Origin of the sequence: Mesorhizobium sp. M6A.T.Ce.TU.016.01.1.1, assembly GCF_003997065.1 — a bacterium.
Lineage (GTDB): Bacteria > Pseudomonadota > Alphaproteobacteria > Rhizobiales > Rhizobiaceae > Mesorhizobium > Mesorhizobium mediterraneum.
The window spans coordinates 407347-424074 of record NZ_RZTJ01000002.1; the positions used below are offsets into that span (position 1 = coordinate 407347).

At 62.5% G+C, this 16728-nt stretch carries 14 protein-coding genes; 3 read left to right on the plus strand and 11 right to left on the minus strand.

Features of this window, described 5'->3' with window-relative positions:
- Window positions 1-365: 365 nt before the first annotated feature.
- Window positions 366-1412 (minus strand): type VI secretion system-associated FHA domain protein TagH, encoded by a 1047-nt coding sequence (gene tagH / locus EOC94_RS05265; RefSeq protein ID WP_126103015.1) that lies wholly within the window; start codon window positions 1410-1412, stop codon window positions 366-368.
- A 202-nt stretch (window positions 1413-1614) separates the two neighbouring features.
- On the opposite strand from tagH, the gene tssI reads away from it, so the two are divergent.
- From tssI to EOC94_RS05280, 3 genes are read left to right on the plus strand one after another with little or no spacing between them, the layout of a single operon-like run.
- Entirely contained in the window at window positions 1615-3942 is a 2328-nt protein-coding gene (tssI, locus tag EOC94_RS05270; protein ID WP_127203701.1) for a type VI secretion system tip protein TssI/VgrG, read from the plus strand.
- Between the two features lie 7 nt (window positions 3943-3949).
- Window positions 3950-4375 carry a DUF6484 domain-containing protein gene (locus EOC94_RS05275; RefSeq protein ID WP_095486612.1) on the plus strand — a complete coding sequence of 142 codons (426 nt, stop codon included), beginning with the start codon at window positions 3950-3952 and terminating at the stop codon, window positions 4373-4375.
- A 10-nt stretch (window positions 4376-4385) separates the two neighbouring features.
- Entirely contained in the window at window positions 4386-5549 is a 1164-nt protein-coding gene (locus EOC94_RS05280; RefSeq protein WP_127203702.1) for a hypothetical protein, read from the plus strand.
- Window positions 5550-5567: 18 nt separating this feature from the next.
- Here EOC94_RS05280 and EOC94_RS05285 read toward each other — a convergent pair whose 3' ends face one another.
- Genes EOC94_RS05285 through tssJ form a run of 10 tightly spaced genes read right to left on the minus strand, consistent with a single transcriptional unit; the run spans window position 5568 to window position 16726 of the window.
- Entirely contained in the window at window positions 5568-6611 is a 1044-nt protein-coding gene (locus EOC94_RS05285; RefSeq protein ID WP_127203703.1) for a hypothetical protein, read from the minus strand.
- Window positions 6608-7696: a DUF2169 domain-containing protein gene (locus EOC94_RS05290; RefSeq protein ID WP_127203704.1), complete on the minus strand. Its 1089-nt coding sequence runs from the start codon at window positions 7694-7696 to the stop codon at window positions 6608-6610. Before EOC94_RS05290 ends, EOC94_RS05285 begins: the two co-directional genes overlap by 4 nt.
- A gap of 3 nt (window positions 7697-7699) precedes the next feature.
- Complete coding sequence (locus tag EOC94_RS05295) at window positions 7700-8188, minus strand: hypothetical protein (RefSeq protein ID WP_095486420.1); 489 nt, start codon at window positions 8186-8188, stop codon at window positions 7700-7702.
- Entirely contained in the window at window positions 8188-8601 is a 414-nt protein-coding gene (locus tag EOC94_RS05300) for a hypothetical protein (RefSeq protein WP_127203706.1), read from the minus strand. Before EOC94_RS05300 ends, EOC94_RS05295 begins: the two co-directional genes overlap by 1 nt.
- Window positions 8602-8608: 7 nt before the next feature.
- Window positions 8609-9511 (minus strand): DUF4150 domain-containing protein, encoded by a 903-nt coding sequence (locus tag EOC94_RS05305; RefSeq protein WP_095486422.1) that lies wholly within the window; start codon window positions 9509-9511, stop codon window positions 8609-8611.
- A 3-nt stretch (window positions 9512-9514) separates the two neighbouring features.
- Window positions 9515-10039 (minus strand): type VI secretion system-associated protein TagF, encoded by a 525-nt coding sequence (tagF, locus tag EOC94_RS05310; protein WP_164759018.1) that lies wholly within the window; start codon window positions 10037-10039, stop codon window positions 9515-9517.
- Window positions 10036-13572, minus strand: a complete 3537-nt coding sequence (gene tssM / locus EOC94_RS05315) for a type VI secretion system membrane subunit TssM (protein WP_127288971.1) — start codon at window positions 13570-13572, stop codon at window positions 10036-10038. Before tssM ends, tagF begins: the two co-directional genes overlap by 4 nt.
- Window position 13573: 1 nt before the next feature.
- Window positions 13574-14896, minus strand: coding sequence for a type IVB secretion system protein IcmH/DotU (icmH, locus tag EOC94_RS05320; protein ID WP_095486425.1), 1323 nt, complete (start codon window positions 14894-14896; stop codon window positions 13574-13576).
- Window positions 14897-14900: 4 nt separating this feature from the next.
- A complete protein-coding gene (gene tssK / locus EOC94_RS05325) occupies window positions 14901-16235 on the minus strand; it encodes a type VI secretion system baseplate subunit TssK (protein ID WP_127288973.1) in 1335 nt (444 codons plus the stop codon).
- Window positions 16236-16273: 38 nt separating this feature from the next.
- Window positions 16274-16726: a type VI secretion system lipoprotein TssJ gene (gene tssJ, locus EOC94_RS05330; RefSeq protein ID WP_127288975.1), complete on the minus strand. Its 453-nt coding sequence runs from the start codon at window positions 16724-16726 to the stop codon at window positions 16274-16276.
- Window positions 16727-16728 lie beyond the last annotated feature (2 nt).

Genomic DNA, 16728 nt, shown 5'->3' on the forward strand with positions numbered 1-16728 from the left:
GTGGCAAAACGGTCCCTGGTCAGGCGCAGGAAATGCAGGCGCTGCTGACGAGGGCAGCGTCTGGAGGGATATCGGCTACAAAATTCTATCCCGCCGTAACATGACATGTGCCGCAGACCCCCAGGTTAATCAGCCTTACCCGCTGGCGAACTGTCGTAAGTGATCGTAAGCTCAGAAACGGTCGATTGGAACCAGATGCAGGGCTGCGAAAGGATTTTCTTCGCCAATCACAGCGCCGCGTCCTTCGGGCTCGCAAAGGACGCTCTAATAGTTTCCGCTTGCCGCATGATGCGTTCCGCAGCCGAAGGTCAACGCAGCAAACCGATCCGATTTCCGGGGCACCTGCCAGGTTTAGTCTTCCCGGTCTATTTTTGCTTGTCGGCTTTGGCATAGGCTTCGCTGAAATAGGCCAGGAATATGTCCAGCATTCCGTTTTCGTGTGTTTCTTCCATGGTCCGCCATTTGGCAACGAAGGCGTCCCAAGCCAGGCTCTTCTTCGATGTGAATGACGCAGGCGGAAGTTTCTTGCCGATCGCCTCGGGCGACAGGTCGTCAAGCAGCCGGGAGAGCGCAGCTTGCATGGCTGCGTAGGTAGCAAATTCATGCGTCTTGAGATCGCGGAATGCGTCTTCGATACTGTGCCTGGCATCAAGATAGCCGGCTCTGCGTCGTGCAAACATGATTTCAAGGATGTCGTCGGTTCCCGGGACGAACTTCAAGGGATTGTTATCGGCAGCGCTGATCATCGTCCGATGTGTGCTCTTGGCCAGTATTTTCGCAGCCGCACGTGCCTTCAGCAACAAGGCCAGTTCCTCGACAACCGTCCGCAGCACCGCGCCGATTTCGGCAGCGACTTCATGCGGATCACGCGATTGGAGCAATTCCGCAGAGATGCCAGCTCCGATCGCGATTTCCCGCAGCACCTCGTCCCTCGTCGAAGGGAGAGGCGCGGGCGGCGAAGACGTCGACACCGGTGCTCGGTGCTCTACCGGATTGAAGAAGGGCTCGCCTCCGAAGTCCAGCGGCCGACCTGACGTGATCGGCATTTCTCGTTGCGTCGAACCGTGCCTGCTTTGAGGATGACCCTCCGTGGTGCGCTCGTCGTCAATCGATACCAAGATGACGTAGCGGCCGATCAGCAACCGGTCTCCATGGTCAAGCCGATGCGGGCCGGCCATGCGATGGGTCGACCCGTTTATGAAGGTTCCATTGCGCGAGACATCGTGCAGCCAAAACGCGCCTGCCTCGTATCGAACGTCGCAGTGTCGGCCGGAGATGAACTTGTCGGGGTCGGGCAAGGTCCAGTCGCAGGCCTCGCGCCCGATTTCGAAGCTGCGATCACGAGCTGAGTAGCCGGTCGAAATACCGGCCGGCAGGGAATCGGCATTGTTGATCTGCAGCCTGATGAACATTCAAAAATCGCCGTCGATCGCCTGTCGGGACACTCACCCAGGACTTCCATTATACCAGCAAAATCACGAGCGCGGCGTTACGAAGCTTTCAAGTCGATGATTCGAGAGGTGACACGCCGCAGCCACCGGTCCGGTCCCCTTTGGTCGCTGGAAGACATGTGCTAGGCTCAAGCAGAAACGAGCGGCGGGAGGGGCAAGACCCATGCCGGACGAACGCGCCACGGTTGTGCAGACGCCGCTTGGCGCTGACCTGTTGACCTTCACGCATCTTGTCGGGCGCGATGAGATCAGTCGTTGTTTGGCCTATACGGTCGGGTTCGTGAGCAGCAGCCCCGATATCGATCCGCTGAAGATGCTGGGCGGTGCCGTATCGATCGAAGGTGAATCCGATCCGAAACGCTGGTTCAGCGGGCTTGTGTCCGAGTTTCGGCTGACCCGGATCGAGGACCGCCTAGCGTACTACGAAGCAGCCATCAGGCCCTGGCTCTGGTTTCTCGGCAATACGACCGACTGCCGCATTTTCCAGAACATGAGCGTCATCGAAATCGTCGAAGAGGTTTTCTCGAAATACAGCACGGCGAAATTCGAGAAACGCCTGCAGGGTTCTTATCCGCCGCGCGAGTACTGCGTGCAGTACGACGAGACCGATCTCGATTTCGTGCAGCGGCTGCTGGAGCACGAAGGCATCTTGTATTTTTTCGAACATGACGAGGGCAAACACACGCTTGTGCTGGTCGATGCCATGAACAAGCTGAAGCCCGCGCCGGGCTACGAAAAGGTGCCATATCACTTCGAAGGGCAGGGCTCCCGGCGCGATGTCGAATACATCACCGAATGGATTCCAGGCAGCTCGGTGCGGCCGGGCGCCTATGTCCATACCGACTATGACTTCAAGAAGCCGGGCGCCGACCTCACGGCCAAGTCGGCCCAGCCGTTCGGCCACAAGCTGGCCGCTGGCGAGAATTACCGCCAGCCTGGTGCGCATCTCGAAGTCGGTCGCGGCGACAGCCTGGCCGCGATCCGGCGCGAGGAAATCCAGGCCGTGCACCAGCGCATCGCCGCTGTCGGCACCGTGCGTGGCCTCTATTCCGGCTGCACGTTCAAGCTTGACGGCTTCCCGCGCGAAGACCAGAACCAGGAGTATCTGGTGGTCAGCGCCGAATACAGGCTGTTTGATCCGGGCTACAGAGCCCATGCCGACGTCGAAAGCGAGAACTTCAAGGTGATCCTCGGCGTGGCGCCGACCGCCTTGGCCTATCGCCCGCCACGGATCACGCCACGACCGATCATGCGCGGCCCACAGACGGCGACGGTGGTCGGTCCATCAGGCGAGGAGATATTCACCGACAAATATGCCCGGGTGAAGGTCCAGTTCCACTGGGACCGTCTGGGCAAGAAGGATCAGAACAGCTCCTGTTTCGTGCGGGTCTCGCAGACCTGGGCCGGCAGCGGCTGGGGTTTCATCCAGATACCGCGCATCGGCCAGGAGGTCATTGTCGATTTCATTGAAGGCGATCCGGATCTGCCGATCATCACCGGCCGGGTCTACAATGCCTCGCAGATGCCGCCCTACGGACTGCCGGGCAGCGCCACGCAATCCGGCTGGAAATCCGACTCTTCGAAAGGCGGCGGCGGTTACAACGAGCTGATGTTCGAGGATAAGGCCGGCTCCGAACTGGTCAATTTCCAGGCACAGAAGGACCACAACCTTCTGATCAAGAACGACCGCACCAAGCTGGTGCAACACGACCAGTCCGACCGCATCGACCACGACGCCAAGCACTCAGTCGGCCACAACCTCGACGAGGACGTCGGCAACAACAAGACGGTCAAGGTCGGCGTCGACCAGACCACGGATATCGGCAACAACGACACCGAGACGGTAGGCGTGAACCGTTCGCTGACCGTCGGATCGAACGAGACGATCGGTATCGGGTCGAACTCGACTGAGACGATCGGGTCCAATCACACACAGACTGTCGGGTTAGTCCAGACGATCACAGTAGGCGCGGCGCGTGTCGATTCAGTGGGTGCAGCGGAAACCCGAAGCGTTGGAGCCGTCCAGACCAATCAGATCGGCGCATCGCGGTCGATGACGGTGGGGGCCGGACAGACTCACACGATCGGAGCGGCGGACAACTGGACAATCGCCGCCGCCCAGAGTGTTCAGATCGGCACGGACCAGAGTTTCGCCATCGGCGGAGCGCAGTCGTCGCAGATCGGCAAAGCCAGGTCAGCAAAGATCGGCGCTGACGACGCAACCGATGTCGGAGGCGGGCATGCGCTCAAGATCGGCAAGGGCAGCGGAATCCAAATCGCCGAAGACAGTTCGATCAAGGTCGGCAAGAATCTGGTGATCGAGGCGGGCGACTCGATCACGCTCAAATGCGGCGACGCGTCGATCACTATGAAAAAGGATGGCACCATTGTTGCCGACGGCAAGGACATTACCATCAAGGGCAGCGGCAAGATTAATATCAAGGCCGGTGGCGACGTGGTCGTCAAGGGAAGCAACATCCACAACAATTGAGGGCGTCATCATGGAAGTGCTGGATCGTATCGACGGCGTCGTGATCGGCCTGCTGATCGGTTTCGAAGACGGCGCGCCGCTGGTTGTCTTCGTCGGTAATCCGCGCGAGACCGCGATTGCGGCGCGCAGTCTGGCGGAGCTGGACGTCTCGGCGGTCGGTTCGGAACTGGCTCTCCTGTTCGAGGATGGTGATCCGACGCGGCCGCTGGTCGTCGGACGCATCGTCGATCCGCCTCACAAGGAGAGGAAATTGTCAGTTGTCCGCGAAGGCGATCGTGTCGTCATCACCGGAGAAGAACGTATAGAACTGCGCTGCGGCCTGGCATCGATCATCCTGGAGAAGGATGGGCGCATCACAATTCGCGGCAACCAGCTAACGAGCCACGCCAGCGGCACCAACCGCATCCGTGGCGGAGCCATCCATCTCAACTGAGGCGTTCACGATGCAGCGGATCGCGTCTATCGCTGCCATGGTGGACCAGCACGCCAGCGACGCGGCCTTCCTCTGGTTTCGTCGCCGCCGTGAAATCGATGGTCCGATCCTGGGCGAAACCGATATCGGCCGCATCGACCAGCGCCTGAATGCAAATCTCGAAGGGCTGATGGCTTCCGGAAAGGCCGGCTGGGAGGCGGCCCAGGCGCATTTCGCCGATTATGCCGAGCCCGGCGAGCTTTTCGTGCTCGGCGTGCTGGCGTTGCGCTGGGGCGAGGCCGAAGCCGTTGCCTCGGCGGTCGACGCCGCGGCGACGCTGGGCGAGGTTGGCGTGTCGGGCCTGTCCGGCGCGATAGCGCGCACGCCGCGCGAAAATCTGAGTCCGTTGGTGGCGGAATGGCTGGACGCGCGCGATGCGCGGCTGCGCGGCCTCGGCCTCGCGGCACTCTGGCATCATCGCGTCGATCCCGGTGCCCGCCTCGGCGATTTGCTGAGCAATCCGGACCCGGATGTTCGCAGGCGTGCGTTTCGGCTTGCCGGCGGGCTCAAACGGCGCGACCTCCTTCCGGCGGTGCTGGACGGACTTGACGGCGACACGTCGAGGGAACGCCTGACGGCGGCCCTTGCTGCTTGCCTTCTTGGCGAAACGCGCTCGGCCAACCCGGTGCTCGACCGGATCGTGCTAGCCGAGCCCGATCTGGCCGCCGCGGCGATCGAGTTGCGCCTGCTGACGACGCCCTTGAAGACCGGCAAGGCGTGGCTGCAGGAACGTCTGAAGCAGCCTGCCTTGCGCGCCACCGCGACAGCGGCAATCGGCCTCTTTGGCGACCGGTCGGTCATGCCCTGGCTGATCGCCAAGATGCGGGAACCCGACCTCGTATTCGCTGCCGGACTTGCGCTTCGCGATCTGTTCGAGGTGGATTTCAACGACTCCGACCTGTTCACGACGGACCCGTCCTTGCTTGGTAAGGACTTCGAATCCCTCAACGAAACACCGCTTCCGGTCGCGGATCGCGTAGCGGAATGGTGGGACGAGGGGCGCGGCGGGCGCAATCATGCACTCTTCCACTCGATGCGCAGACTTCGGCTGGATGCGTTGCGCGCAGCACTCGCCGAGCCGGACGCGCCGCTGACCGATTGGCGCAGGACGCGCCGGTTCCCGGCCTGGATGTGAACGAACAACGTTTTGAGTTCAGCGGCGGGTCATGCCGGCCATCACCGCGGCGGCGCGCAGGCCGCCTTCGGAAGCCACCTCGCAGATGGCGGTCGGCCCCGGCGCATAGTCGTTCACAAAACTGTCAGCCGCCAGCATCAGGGCCATCGCCCCTCCGGCAGCGCCGATATCGCCGATCGTCATCGCCGGATAGGCGGTGGGCAGGATTTCACGGCGGGTGCGGTAGAAGCGGGGACGGGCGATCAGCAGTTCCCAGCCGCTGTACCGCTCACCGTTGCCGTTGCTGACGACGAAATTGATGTTTGGTTCCGATGGTCCCGATCCGCTCACCGCATCGCGCAAGGCGCCGAGCATGGCGCGGCCCTGGCTATAGCGGTCCGAAAGCACGCTGTCAGTCTCCTGGGCTGTCCCGACGCTATGAATGGCAGCCACCACCGCAGCCTTTCCTTCCGGCTCCCGCGTCAGCCGAACGAAAGCGGCGGCCTCGCCAGGCACGAGACCTTGCGCGTTTTCCGCACCTTTGAGGCGACCGGCTTTGCCAAGTCGGGAAAGATCGGTTTCGTTGACGAGGCTGTCTACTCCGCCAAGCAGGACCTGTCCGACGTCTGGCTGCTCCAGCAGTTCCACCGCTCGATCGAGAAGGCCGACGCTTGCCGCCGCGCCACCATCGATCGCACGCGAGGCGGCGTGGAAGCGATTGCCGGTCGCCTTGATCACGGCCGCAAGAAAGCCGGATGGCGGGATATCGTTGTATGCCGGATGATTGCGGAAGCTTTCGGGTGGGGCAAGCAGGATCGCCGTAGCCGCCGGGCCGGCCATACTTGTTCGCAACGCCTCGACAATGGCGCGCGACGCCATATTGACGAGCCATGCGCCGTCGTTGGCGCGCAATTGCCAATGGACAGGGATGCGCGCAACGATCTGGATGGCGCCCATGGGATCGATGAGGTCAATTTCCTCGAAAGCCGACAAGCTTGCCCGGATCGCCGCCAAGGTCTGGCTCGCGTCAAGCCCGGCTGCGGTCACCGCACCTGCGCCTGTTATGTAGAGCGGACGCTTCATGGCAGGAATACCGGCTGGTCATGTAACGTGCCGTCGGTGCCGAGTGGGTTAAGATATTGCTTGCGCTTAAAGTGGGCGCTCAACAGGACGGGCGACACATGGCCGAAGACTATTTCGCGCAACTGCGGAGCATTGCGCCGGGTCACGAAAGAAAGGCGGGCCTTCAGGGTGAGACGTCTCAAGTCCGGCTCGATGATGAGCGTATCGGGCTGGAGAATGGCTTCTTCAACGCGATCTGCAAAAATGAGACGCAGCGGCGCAACAATGCGTGGCAGCCGGAAGTCCCAACGGCCGGACGGCGTCATGCCGATCACCGTCACCTGCTCGCCACCGACAAGGCGCGGCACCTGCTGGTCGGCTGGCGCACACATGTTGAAACGCGGGTCGAAATCCTTCGGCGGCAACGGCCACTGCGTTTCGATCCAGGCCTGATCGTAGGTGCCTGCATAGCCGATTCGCGGCTGCCAGCCGCGACCAAGCGCGCCAAAGCCAGCCGGCTTCGGCCGGTCGGAAGGGTTGAGAAAGGGCTCGCCTGGATAAGTGATGTTGGGCGCCTGAGTGCGCACCTGCGTATCGGCCGACGGCGCATGGTGGAAACCGACGCCGACCGGGTTGCGCGGATCGGCGTTGCCATCCGCCGTGGTGCCGCCATAGGCGCGCTCATAGACGATCGGCATGGTGAGGAACGGGTTCGGCGCGCTGTAGCTACCCATGTCATACGTGCGATCGCCGACGACGTTGAGCGCCTTGCGCATACCGCCCACACGAAGGCCAACCTGCGTTTCACGAATCGGCTTGCCATTTGGAGCGTAAGCCGTGCCGTTGACGATGATCTCCGAAGCCGGCTTGAGCGGCACGATATCGGATTCATAACGGGTCGAAGACAGAGCTGGATTGCCGAAGGGGGTGTCGCCAAAGATGACTGGCAACTGCTCGCCGGATGGCTCGAGGTCGCTGCCTTCCTTCGGTGCATGAAAACTGGCGGAAAACATCGCCACCAGCACCTCCTGCCCGTCGGAGTTGACCTGCACATGGGTCGCTGCGGAAAATGGCGTGCGGTTCTCCAGCCATACAGCAAAGGCCATGGCTCAGGACCAATCGCCGTTTTCGTCGAGACCGACCGGCCAGTAGGGCATGCAGGCGATCAGCTGGACCAGTTCCTTCTCACCAGCGTCGACGAGCCACTTCAGCAGAAACGTCTCAGGATAGACCGGTTTGCCGGGCACGAAATCGGTGTTGATCTTGTCGCAGGCCAACCAATACAACCTTACGATCCACACCACTTTGGGATGGGCGGCGGGCCCGGCCCAACGCCGGTTGAACGAGACGGCGATCGCGTCGTCGCGGTCCATGCCTTTCTTGACCTGCGCGTTGACGGTGTCCTCCCACCATTTTTCGGCGATGCCGCAAGCAGTGGTGAGGTCAGCAACATAGTCGCCGAAAACCTCCTGGTGTTCGGCCGACGCCTCTTCCAGAGTGCTGCGGCGGATATCGTCGCGCCGCGGCTTGATGTCGCCTGGTTGTGCCAGCAGTCGGGCAATGCCGTCTTCGGTGCTGCGGAGTGTAATCAGGGTCATCAGCAGCTCTCGTCGTCCTGGTCGAGGCCAATGGGAACAAAAACCAGACCGAAGACCAGCAACTCAAGGTCCGGCGCCTTCTCAGTCATATCATAGATCAGGCGATCGATCTCGCGTTCCACGCGCGGCGCCTCGTCGTCGTCCTCGGCACCCCACATCTCTTCCCACGGTTTCGGCGGCCTTTCCTCGAATTCGTCCTCGGCCTCCAGGTTCAATTCCTCGATCTCGAAATAATAGCTGCGAAAAACCTCTATGACGCTCGGATGTCCGGAAGGGCCTGTCGGCCAGCGTCTGGTGGCTTCATCAAGGCCGAGCTTTTCGACCAGACCGCTCCACCAGTGCTGCACCACCGGCTGCACTACCCGCATGTCTCGAATGTAGTTCTTTTGAAGCTTGTCGATCTTATTCGCCATGCCGCACCTATGCCGCTGCCTTGAATTGCGCACGCAGTTTCTTTGCGTACTCGTCTACCTGTGACCCCTGGCTCTTGTAGTGCGCTTTACAATGCGACTTCACCACATCGTCCTTCTCGAAACGCTTGCGAAACTTCTCGGCACCCATGTGGCAACCACCCATCTCCCAAGCAACGGCCAAAGGTGGCTGATGGTCGTGGGTCATATGACCCTTGCCCCTCGAATGCTTGGTGCCGTGCTTCCTGACCTTCTTCAGCTTGACGAAAAGCTTGCCCCTCAGCCAGCCGCCAGCGCCCTTCGATTCATCGCTCTGGGTGCGCCATGCCGCTTCGGTCTCGCCGTGATCCCGCTCGCATTCCCAACACGGCTTGTCCTTGACCTCCTTGACTTGCGCCGGCGAAGGATCCCGTTTTGGCCGATGGACGCTCGCCTTATATTTGCTTTTGCAGGGCTTGCCGTAGTTCTCGCCCAACTCAGCCTCGAAATCGACCATGGCCTGCCCATCGATGCAGTTGGGCAGATCGCTCGCCGTGTTCTGAGCCATCATGTCGCCGTGACGGTCGACCCCCTTGCCTTCTGCCTTGACCGTGAACGACCACAGTTTGAAGACACCCTTGCCCTTGATGCGATGGGTGACCACGCCGGCGCCCAGTCCCGGCGTGGCCGCTTCGTTGCCCGTACTCAGCGCCACTTCGGAAGAGTTCTCCAGCGCCGTCGGTGTTCCCTGCACCTTGACGCTCTTGCTGCCTTTGATGAGATCGCTGGCAGAAAGCATGTTGACATATGGAACCGGCACCGGTCCCGCCGGCGGCGGCGGCGGGCTGAGGCAGACGTCGCCCGGCGCGACGCCCTTGCCGCCGCTTGCCTGGTGGAAGAAGCCCATCTTTTCGGCGTAGACCGTGTTACCCATGGCTCAGGACTCCGCCGTCTCCGGCCGTGCCGCGCGCATCGCGGGCAGGGCATTTTGAGCAAGGTCGTGGATGTCGGCGAAGCCGAACTCCCTGACCTCCCAGTCGTCGCTCCAGAATGCGATCTTGTCGGTCGCGGCGGCGGCGCCCGGAGGTGGCAAAATCTGAAGGCTTTCGGCCAGCCGGGTCTGCGCCCAGTAGTTGTCGACGCAGTTCTGAAGAAGCGAGGCCACGGCATCGTACCACGGGTCGCCCGGCTCCGGCGGGGGCCCAAGCCGGACGATGGCGAACGGATAACGGCGGCCGACGCGGTCCTCGCTCATGCGCCAGACACCGGCGCAGGGCTGGTCACCGAAAATCCCGGCCTGGACAATAAAGCGCCAAGCGCGCGGGTCGAGGTCGCCTTCATCGGGTCGCGCGCGCAATTCCATCGACATCCACCGATCCCAGCGGTCGATGAAGGTCCGCGGCAGGTTCCAAGCGACGAAATCTCCAGTCGCCGGTAACTTGCCGAAGAAGCCGATGGTCATATCTGTGGCGGACATGAGAACTTCTTGAACATCTCCAGATTGTAAGGATTTTCGACGCTGGCGGCCTTGAGCTCGAAATCCGCGTACATGCCTTGCGTGCCCAATCGCAGGCTGTAGACATCGGACAGTGAGGTGCCGGTGAAACGGCCGCTGCGCAGCATCCTCAGCCACGCCCAGCTGCCGGTCTCGTTGAGCATGATTTCGGGCGAGCCGTCGATCGGCTGGAAGGCGAGCGAGATGACGCCGGTGCCGTCCTTGCCCGGCCAAGTCATTGGTTGCGGTCGCGTCGCGTTGTTGTAGTAGACGAGGTTCTGGCCATCGAGGTTGAGCGTCACGCGTGTGACGTTGGGAGACAGGTCCTTCGGTTCGAGCGTGAAGCTCATCACCGGGCCCGTACCGCCAGGAAAGAGATCGTCGCGGATCCGCCTGGCCTGTTCGAATGCCGCCAGAGCCGCCGGGTCCAGCCCAAAATCGGCGCGCCATTTCCAAGGCTGGCTGGCGGTATCGACATAGCTGATCAGGTGGTCATTGATGAAGGCGTCGATCATCCCGGCTGGCCCGAACAGGCGAGCGAAATCGCGGACATTGACGTCGACGGCGCTTTCGGGGCTGAACGGATAGCGGTCGTTCAGCGCCGCTTGGCAGAATGGCAGGATGTCGGCGCGCCAAATGGCGTTAAGCTCCGAGGTGACCGCCTTCTGTGTCAGGCCGCTGGTGTCGCCGGCGATGCCGCCGAGCCAGTCGTCGATCGGGTCGGGCAGGATCTGCGCTTGCCTGGCGACCGCTCCCGTCAGCTCGGCGAGGCCGCCCTGTTTCTTGATGGCGTCCTGGGGATCGGGATTGGCCGTGACCGTCTGCAGCACGTTCGAAAGTGCGGTCAGCGCCACCACCGCGGCGTCGAGCGCCGGCGGCTGGCCGTCGACCTCGGCGATCGCGCCCTTGAGCGGCTTGAAGTGTTCGGCCACGAGATTGCCGGTAAGATCCACCTCGTCTGCGGAGCCTGCGCGTGGCAGCAGTTTTGCGCCTGTCTTGGCCAGTTTGCCAAGCTTGCCGAGTTTGCTGAGCAGTTTCGAGCCGCCCTTTGCTGCTGCCTTGTTATCGGCCGGCGCTTCATCGGATCGGGTAAGCTCGGTCTCCTGAACGACCGCCGTAAGCAGGCGCTTCAGCGCAGAGTCAGCACTCGAAAGGTCCTTGAGGTTCTCGCTGGCGACATTCAGGTCGGCCAATGGCGCGAGCCTGATATCGCGCAGGATGCTGTCCCATTGTGCGATGTAGTCTTCGTAGTAGAGTTTTAGAATATCCTCGGACAGCGCCGAGACCGAGGTTTCGGAATTTTCCGAACAGCCGCCGGCAAAGACCGCCCGATCGAGTGCGGCCTGGGCGGCGACATCCTCGATCCGGTCGAGAATGGCATCGTGGAAGCCGGAATAGGTGAACGCGCCTGAAATGCCGACGCGCAGCGTCTTGTCGGAACGCCGTGCAAAGACCTTGGCGCCGTTGGGACCGGCGAAATTCGCCGGGATCCATTCCTTGAGGCCGGCCACCGCCGGATCGGCCAGCAACTGTCTGTAGCCACGCGCCGGCAGCGAAATCGTGCAGACGGTTTTCAGCGCCTCGGCAACCAGCGCCTGATCCGCGGCGATGTAGCTGTCATCGACCGCCATGCGGCGGATCGCGGCAAGCTGGTGCTCTTCCGCGTCGGCGGTCGGAAAGGGCGCTGCCGGTGCGAATTCCGGCAAATCACTGACCCACCAGTTCTGGACGAAATCGGCATCCATCTGCGACAGGCCCGTCATCATGCGATAGGTTTTCAGCGCCCCCAGCATGAAATCCGGATCGCGGATCTGCCGCCACATGGTCGCCTCGAGCAAAGCGACCATGTGCGGCTCGAGAACATTGCGCAGTGCGTGGTCGTAAGTGTCGGTCTGCGCCCGCAGCAGCTCCGCCGATGCCGATGGTCCCAGTAGATCCTGGGCACTGCTCGGCGGTGCCGTTCGGGCATTTGCGACCTCGGCCATCGCGTTGAGCGCGCCATCGATAGCGGGCTGCTCCACCGATGCCGGGCTCGCGGCTGCTGCGGTCAATGGCGCCTGCAGCGCTTCGAACTGGCTCGCCTGTGCTGTGATCGCATTGCGGTTGTCATAGTAGGACCAGGTGAACATCGCACCGGCCAACAAGGCGGCGGCGGCACAGGCTGCCGCGGCGCCGCGCCAGATCCAGGCGCGGCGGCGCTGCGCCAGCGGATCGAACGTCCCCAGGCCGGCCTCCCTGAAGATGACCTCGGTCAGCAGGTTCTTCAGGAAAAAACTGCGTTTTTCAACGCGCGGCGCCGGCATGGCACGCCGCGGCGGAAGACCGAAGGATGAAGACAGTGCCGCGGTCAGCCGGTCGATGGGCGCCCCTTCCTGGGTCGCCGACGTCAGATAGAGGCCGCGTAGCCAGGCGGCTTCTTCGTACCGGCTTTCGCCGAACATCGCCTCGATCAGCACCTGGATAGGCTCGGACAGGCTTGTGAGCTGGGCGGGAAACCTGAAGATCTCGGCGCGGGCAGCAAGTTTGTCCTCGTCCTCCAGGCGTGGCACCAGCCGCCGCTCGAGTTCCGTGGCAAGGGTGGCGATTTCCCGCTCTATGGTCTTTGCGTCGACACGCGCATCCAGTGCGAAGGTCGTCCCCCACACCTGCTCGCGCGAGGCCGTCGACAGGCCGCCGAAGAAGGCCTCGAAACCCTTGATCAGATCGGCCTTGGTCAGCATCAGATAGACCGGGAGGCGGATTTCGAGCCGGTCGTTGAGCTCTGCCAAGCGCCGACGGATCTTGCGGCCATGTGCCTTGATGGCTTCGTCGCCCTCTGAAAGCGCGTCGATCGACAGCGCGACGATCACGCCGTTCAGCGCCCGGCGGCCGCGATGCTTTTTCAAGAGGTCGAGGAAGCCTAGCCATTCCGCCGCATCGACGTCCGGCCGGCTCTCCTGCTGCACGTAGCGGCCCGCCGTGTCGATCAGAACTGCGTTCTCAGAGAAAAACCAGTCGCAGTTGCGCGTGCCGCCAACCCCCTGCAGGTCGTCGGTGAGATCGATCGGAAAGTTCAGACCGGACTGGCGCAAAGCCGTGGTCTTGCCGGTGGCCGGTGGCCCAACGATCACGTACCAAGGCATCTCGCGCAGGAACTTGCGTCCGCCCAGCCTGCGACGCTTCAATTCGGCCATCACCTCGGCGAACTTGGCGCCGACTGCGGCGACGTTCTCTTCGCCGGGGCTCAGCGGTTTTTCCACCACGGGCGCAGCGATTTCGGCGACGAACATGCGGTTGGCTCGGATCGCCCGGCGCTGCGCGACGATCAGCCAGATCAGCCAGAAGATGACCAGCAGCGCAATGATGACGATGCGCACATTTTCCGAGGCGAAGGGTTCGTAAGCACCAACCTTCACGATCGGGCCGAACACCCAGATAACCAGGGAAAGCAGCGTGATGCCGATCAGCGTCCACAGCCAGCGCGATGTCAGAACCGCCAAGAGGAAGCGCAGGATGAACATCTCATAGCCTCTTTTCGACCAGCACCTCGACGCGGCGGTTCAAGGCCCGTCCCGCGCGCGTGCTGTCGTCGGCCACTGGATCGGTAGCTGCACGTCCTTCGAAGCGAATGCGGTCCTGCGGCACACCGTTCTGGACCAGCATCTCGGTAATGGTTGCTGCGCGCGCTTCCGACAGCCGCTGGTTGGTGGAAAGCGGATTGGACCGTTGCAAAGGAATACTGTCGGTATGGCCGACCACGGTGATTTTTCCGATCAGTTCCTGATTGGCCAAGATCACTTTGGCGATCGAACCAATCAGCGGCTCGAAGCCTTCCGTCAGTGTCGGCCGCGACGACTGGAACAGTTCGGGGTTGGAGGCCTGAATGATCAGCCTGGCCAGCGAAACGCTCTCGGTGCCGCTTAGCGCGGCCCTGAGATTCGCCGGCGCTCCGGCCTGAAACTCCGGCACCAGCGCGAAATCCACGGCCTCCGGCGGCGGCGCTTCGACCTGAGGCGATGTGCGGCTGATATCGCCGCGCGTGGGTGGCGGCAGAGCACGAACGAGCGTAGAAAGCTCGACTGCCTGACTGCTCAGTCCCATCGACAGCCCGAGATAGATTGCCGTGGCGATAACCGCCGCACCGAGCGCCATTACCCAGATCGGAACGATGAAGCGCTGCGGCTCGTCGGATGCGATCACGCCTTTCCAGTTCGGCGACAGTGGCGCGCCGTCGGCGTCGGCATCGCGCAGGAAGCGCGCCGCAGCAACGCGAACGGCATTGAGCGAGCGGTCGCCCGACCGGCCGGGCACACGATATTTGCCGCGGAAGCCGAGCGCCAGGCAATGATATTGCAATTCCAGCAGTTCACGATCCCGGTTCGGGTGGCGCTCCAGTTCGTCGAGACGCGTGAAGAACTGCGTGCCGGCATCGACATCGCCTCGAAGCATCACCACAAGCGGCTGGCGCGGCCATGCGCTGGCACCGCCCCATGGCGTGTTCAAGGCCAGATCATCGAGCAACGCCGCCACCACCCAGGCTGCCTGGTCGGCGCGCTCCAGCGAGGATCCCGCCGACATTGCCGCGTCGCGTGCCCGAACCAGCTCTTCGAGCAACCGGGTGCGCATCGCCTCCGGGTTTTCCGGTGGCAGCGCGCTTTCAAGCTCCGGCGCGAACTCGAGCAAGGGCGCGAATGCGTTGACAAGGGTGTTCGGATGCGTACGCGACCGTTTCATTGGCGCGCCCGACAGGAGTGGCGTCATCGGTCGCGGCATCGGCGCGCCGGTCAGCCGTATGCGAGTGCGTTCGCGATCCTCCGACAGTCCGAAAGGATCATCCCGGCTCATGATCTCACCTGTTTACCGAATAGCAGTCCACCTGCGGCTCGCTCGGCAGCACACCCGACACGCCAATAACGAAGCCGGGGGCATCGAGCAGCGAGGCCCAGTGCTCGCTTTTCTGATCCAGCTCAAGGCACAGCCGATCGCCATCGTAGGGGATTTCGCGAGGCTGGGAATGAAGCGGTTTCAGTGGAATGCCAGGTAGACGTGATTTCCATAGGCCCTCGAACTGATCGGCCGAACCGACAGTCGCCTGGTTGACGAAAATCTTTCGCAAGGCATCTTCCGACAGTTCGGAGCCGACCCGGATGACGATCCGGCTGGCCACCAGCAGCTTCGGGTTGTCGATACGGATTTTCCAGACGTTGGTCGAATGCCGCATAACGGGCAGTGCGCGTGATTTAGGCTCGATGTAACGCAGGCTCAGGATGAGCGAGCGCAAGGCGTCGGCCAGCGCCGAATATGCGGGGCCGGGCGCCATGTGATCGTAGGCGGGCAACTCGCTCAGCCGTCGCGCGCTCGAGCCATAGGTCGCCATCGAACCGGCTAGACCGGCAAGCTCCAGGTAAAGCTCGGCCGGATGGAAAACATCCTGCGCCAGCATGTGCGCCAATCGCGGACGCGCCGCATTGGCGAGATTGAGCATCAACAGGTCTTCGACGCTGCGCCCTGGCCCGCCCATGACCATTTTGCCATGCGCCTCGGCGATTTGGTCGAGGCCGGTGACAACTTCCAAAAGCAACTGCCGGTACCAGGCCACCGCTCCGGTAACCAGTGTCGGCGGCAGGAACGTCTCATCCAGGGAGACGCCACCGTCGGCTCGAACCCCTTTGATGTCGGCTATGGGCAGGGCGGTGTAGCCACCGACCGATTTTCCCGGTGCAAGCAGCAGCGCCTGCGGACGGGCGATTTCGATTTCTTCAGGATCTGAACCGCCTTGGACGGCGTCGCGGACCGAAACGATGCGCCCATGATAGCGTGCTCCAGTGGATGCGGCGTGTGCCGGATCGAAGCCGACACCGCCAGCAGGCTCGAGCGGCAGCGCGACCAGCACCGGTCCGGCGCCAGTGTCGGCGGTGACCGGCAGCGGTCGTGGCGCGTCCATCATGTCTGGGATGGAGAAGGGGGTACCATCCGGAAAGATACCCTTGGCCGACAGGATGGAGACCTGGCCGGCATCGAGCATTGCCTGGTCCAGTGTCAGCTGTTGAAAGCCGAACGTATGGAGCTGCCCGGCCTGCAACGCGCCGCGCACGGTCGCTTCGAAAAAGCGATCCTGCTGCTGAAAATGCTGGGTCCGAAGAAACAGGCCTTCAGACCACAGCACCCTGTTTGCATCGCTCATGCCGCTACTTCCTGCATTGAGCACCCCTTCCTTGGCCGCTAGGCGGAAATGCCGCCACTGCCAAGCGTGACGTTGACGGTAACTGTTGATCCCGGCGACACCGACTTGGTTGTGCGCCAGCTCCGGCCGCCGGGCTCGCGAACGAGGGCAACGAAGCCCAGCGCAGCCGCGTCCGGCTCTACGGTGATGGTTTTGGATGCGGTCTTTCCCGGCCCGACGGAGATCTGGTCGGATCCAATGAGATCGCCTGCGAGTGCGGAGCCGGCATCCCCCTGCAGCGCGAAATAATCGGCCGAGTTGAATTTACCGGTGCTGCGCAGCCGCATCACGAGGACCGTCACGGGCCGGTCGCCGCCACCTGGTCCCGGGTTCATGCCGGCCGCGCCGGTCAGGTTGACGGTGACCGCGGATGGTTTTGGCGGACCGCTCTGACAAGCCGCAAGCAGCCCGGTTGCGCCCAGGGCAACGATAAATTCGCGTCGATCGATCATTT

Bases quoted from the DNA above. Each gene is read 5' to 3' on its own strand.
- tagH (WP_126103015.1), bottom strand. From the start codon at position 1,412: ATGTTCATCAGGCTGCAGATCAACAATGCCGATTCCCTGCCGGCCGGT.
- tssI (WP_127203701.1), top strand. From the start codon at position 1,615: ATGCCGGACGAACGCGCCACGGTTGTGCAGACGCCGCTTGGCGCTGAC.
- EOC94_RS05280 (WP_127203702.1), top strand. From the start codon at position 4,386: ATGCAGCGGATCGCGTCTATCGCTGCCATGGTGGACCAGCACGCCAGC.
- EOC94_RS05285 (WP_127203703.1), bottom strand. From the start codon at position 6,611: ATGAAGCGTCCGCTCTACATAACAGGCGCAGGTGCGGTGACCGCAGCC.
- EOC94_RS05290 (WP_127203704.1), bottom strand. From the start codon at position 7,696: ATGGCCTTTGCTGTATGGCTGGAGAACCGCACGCCATTTTCCGCAGCG.
- EOC94_RS05295 (WP_095486420.1), bottom strand. From the start codon at position 8,188: ATGACCCTGATTACACTCCGCAGCACCGAAGACGGCATTGCCCGACTG.
- EOC94_RS05300 (WP_127203706.1), bottom strand. From the start codon at position 8,601: ATGGCGAATAAGATCGACAAGCTTCAAAAGAACTACATTCGAGACATG.
- EOC94_RS05305 (WP_095486422.1), bottom strand. From the start codon at position 9,511: ATGGGTAACACGGTCTACGCCGAAAAGATGGGCTTCTTCCACCAGGCA.
- tagF (WP_164759018.1), bottom strand. From the start codon at position 10,039: ATGACCATCGGCTTCTTCGGCAAGTTACCGGCGACTGGAGATTTCGTC.
- tssM (WP_127288971.1), bottom strand. From the start codon at position 13,572: ATGTTCATCCTGCGCTTCCTCTTGGCGGTTCTGACATCGCGCTGGCTG.
- icmH (WP_095486425.1), bottom strand. From the start codon at position 14,896: ATGAGCCGGGATGATCCTTTCGGACTGTCGGAGGATCGCGAACGCACT.
- tssK (WP_127288973.1), bottom strand. From the start codon at position 16,235: ATGAGCGATGCAAACAGGGTGCTGTGGTCTGAAGGCCTGTTTCTTCGG.
- tssJ (WP_127288975.1), bottom strand. From the start codon at position 16,726: ATGATCGATCGACGCGAATTTATCGTTGCCCTGGGCGCAACCGGGCTG.